The following is a 2,322-nucleotide window of genomic DNA, read 5'->3' on the forward strand; positions in this document are numbered from 1 at the left end:
GGGCTCCGGCGTACGTGCACGTGCGATCAGCCCTGCAGGGCCTTCTTGCGGCGGAGGTCCAGCACCACACCGACCAGCACGACCACGCCGGCGACCAGGGTGGACAGGGTGACGACCTCACGGTTCGCGTCGTCCACGAACATGTAGCCGATCACGAACGTGATCAGGGCGGCGGTGGCCCAGGTCAGCCACGGGAAGAGCCACATCTTCACCGTCAGCTTCTCCGGGGCCTCGCGGACCAGGATCCCGCGCATCCGCAGCTGGGTGAAGCAGATCACCAGCCAGACGAAGAGCGCGATGGCACCGGACGAGTTCAGGAGGAAGTCGAAGACCGTGTCCTTGAACGCATAGTTGAAGTAGACGGCGACGAAGCCGAAGACCGTGGAGCCCAGGATCGCGGCAACCGGCACACCGCGGGAGTTGACCTTGGCGAACGCCTTGGGGGCGTCACCGCGCTCACCGAGCGAGAAGGCCATGCGGGAGGCGGTGTAGAGGCCCGAGTTCAGGCAGGACAGCACGGCGGTCAGGACGATGACCTCCATGATGGTGCCGGCGTTCGCGATGCCGATCGAGTCCAGGGCGGCGACGTACGAGCCCTTCTCGGTGATCGACTTGTCGTTCCACGGGAGCAGGGTCAGCACGATGAAGATCGAGCCGAGGTAGAAGACACCGATCCGCCAGATGACGGAGTTGGTCGCCCGGGTGACCGCCTTGCGGGGGTCCTCCGACTCGCCGGCCGCCAGGGTGACGATCTCGCTGCCCATGAAGGAGAAGACGACCATCAGCACACCGGTGAGGACGGCGCCGTAGCCGTTGGGGAAGAACCCGCCGGCGTCGGTGAGGTGCGCGAAGCCCGCGCCCGGGTTGTCCGAGCCCGGCAGCACGCCGAAGACGGCCAGCATGCCGACGATGACGAACGCGCCGATGGCGACGACCTTGATGCCCGCGAACCAGAACTCGAACTCACCGTAGGAGGCGACCGAGCCGAGGTTGGTGGCGGTCAGCACCGCCATCACGATGAGCGCCCAGGCCCACTGCGGGACGGCCGGGATCCAGCCCTCCAGGATGGCGGCACCGGCGGTGGCCTCCACGGCGAGCACGACGACCCAGAAGAACCAGTAGAGCCAGCCGATGGAGAAGCCCGCCCAGCGGCCGAGCGCGCGGTCGGCGTAGGCCGAGAAGGAGCCCGAGTTCGGGCTGGCGGCGGCCATCTCGCCGAGCATCCGCATCACGAAGACGACCATCGCGCCGACCAGCGCGTAGGAGATCAGGATGGCGGGCCCGGCCTTGGCGATGCCGCCACCGGAACCGACGAAGAGGCCGGCGCCGATGACGCCGCCAATGGCGATCATGGACAGGTGGCGGTTCTTGAGACCGGCCTTCAGACCGTCGGAGGGCTGGCCGTCACCGGGGTTGCCGGTGGGGCCGCCTTCTTTCTGAAGGGTCGTCGTGGAGCTCATGGACGGATCCTTAGGTTCTCGGATTGCGAGCCCCGGCATTCAAACCTGAGATGAACGCAGGACGGAAGACCTCAATCCGGATCGTTCGCCTTCGGACGAACATCCAGGGTCCCGGTCCGCCCTGTCCCATCTGCGTTCTTTGGGTTTACTTGAGCTTTAGAAGTGACTTACGCGACACCCACTGCGGGCTGTCGGGCCTCCCCGTGCCACACTCGTCCCATGCGCGTGTACCTCGGATCCGACCATGCCGGCTTTGAGCTCAAGAACCACCTGGTGGACTGGCTCAAGAACAACGGCCACGAGCCCGTCGACTGTGGGCCCCACATCTACGACGCGGTGGACGACTACCCGCCGTTCTGCCTCCGCGCCGCGGAGAAGACCGCTGCGGACGCCGACAGCCTCGGCATCGTGATCGGCGGCTCCGGCAACGGCGAGCAGATCGCCGCGAACAAGGTCAAGGGCGTCCGCGCCATCCTGGCCTGGAGCGTCCAGACCGCCCAGCTCGGCCGTGAGCACAACAACGCCAACGTCATTTCCGTCGGCGGCCGGATGCACACGCAGGACGAGGCCGTCAGCTTCATCGAGGCCTTCCTGGCGACCCCGTACTCCGACGAGGAGCGCCACACCCGCCGCATCGAGATGCTCTCCGCCTACGAGACCACCGGTGAGCTCCCCCCTATCCCGGCCCACCACCCGCAGGGCTGATCCCCCTCCCGGCCGTGCCGCCCCCCGGGGGTGGCACGGCCGTTTGCATTATTCAAAGGATTTGCCCCTGCCCCCGGGGCCTAAGATACCCCCCCTGGCCCACGACCCCCCCGAAACGGTCGCCGGCCGGCCCGGACCCGGCAACACCCCCCACGGC

The 2,322-nt window shown here is 67.4% G+C and carries 2 protein-coding genes; one reads left to right on the forward strand and one right to left on the reverse strand.

The features are described 5' to 3' along the window. Positions 1 to 26: 26 nt before the first annotated feature. Entirely contained in the window at positions 27 to 1,460 is a 1,434-nt protein-coding gene (locus tag ACWGIU_RS35930; protein WP_453712286.1) for an amino acid permease, read from the reverse strand. A 219-nt stretch (positions 1,461 to 1,679) separates the two neighbouring features. Between ACWGIU_RS35930 and ACWGIU_RS35935 the strand changes: the two genes are divergently transcribed. After that, positions 1,680 to 2,165 carry a ribose-5-phosphate isomerase gene (locus ACWGIU_RS35935; RefSeq protein ID WP_202201560.1) on the forward strand — a complete coding sequence of 162 codons (486 nt, stop codon included), beginning with the start codon at positions 1,680 to 1,682 and terminating at the stop codon, positions 2,163 to 2,165. The last annotated feature ends 157 nt before the right edge of the window (positions 2,166 to 2,322 follow it).

This window comes from Streptomyces sp. NPDC054840 (assembly GCF_053611065.1).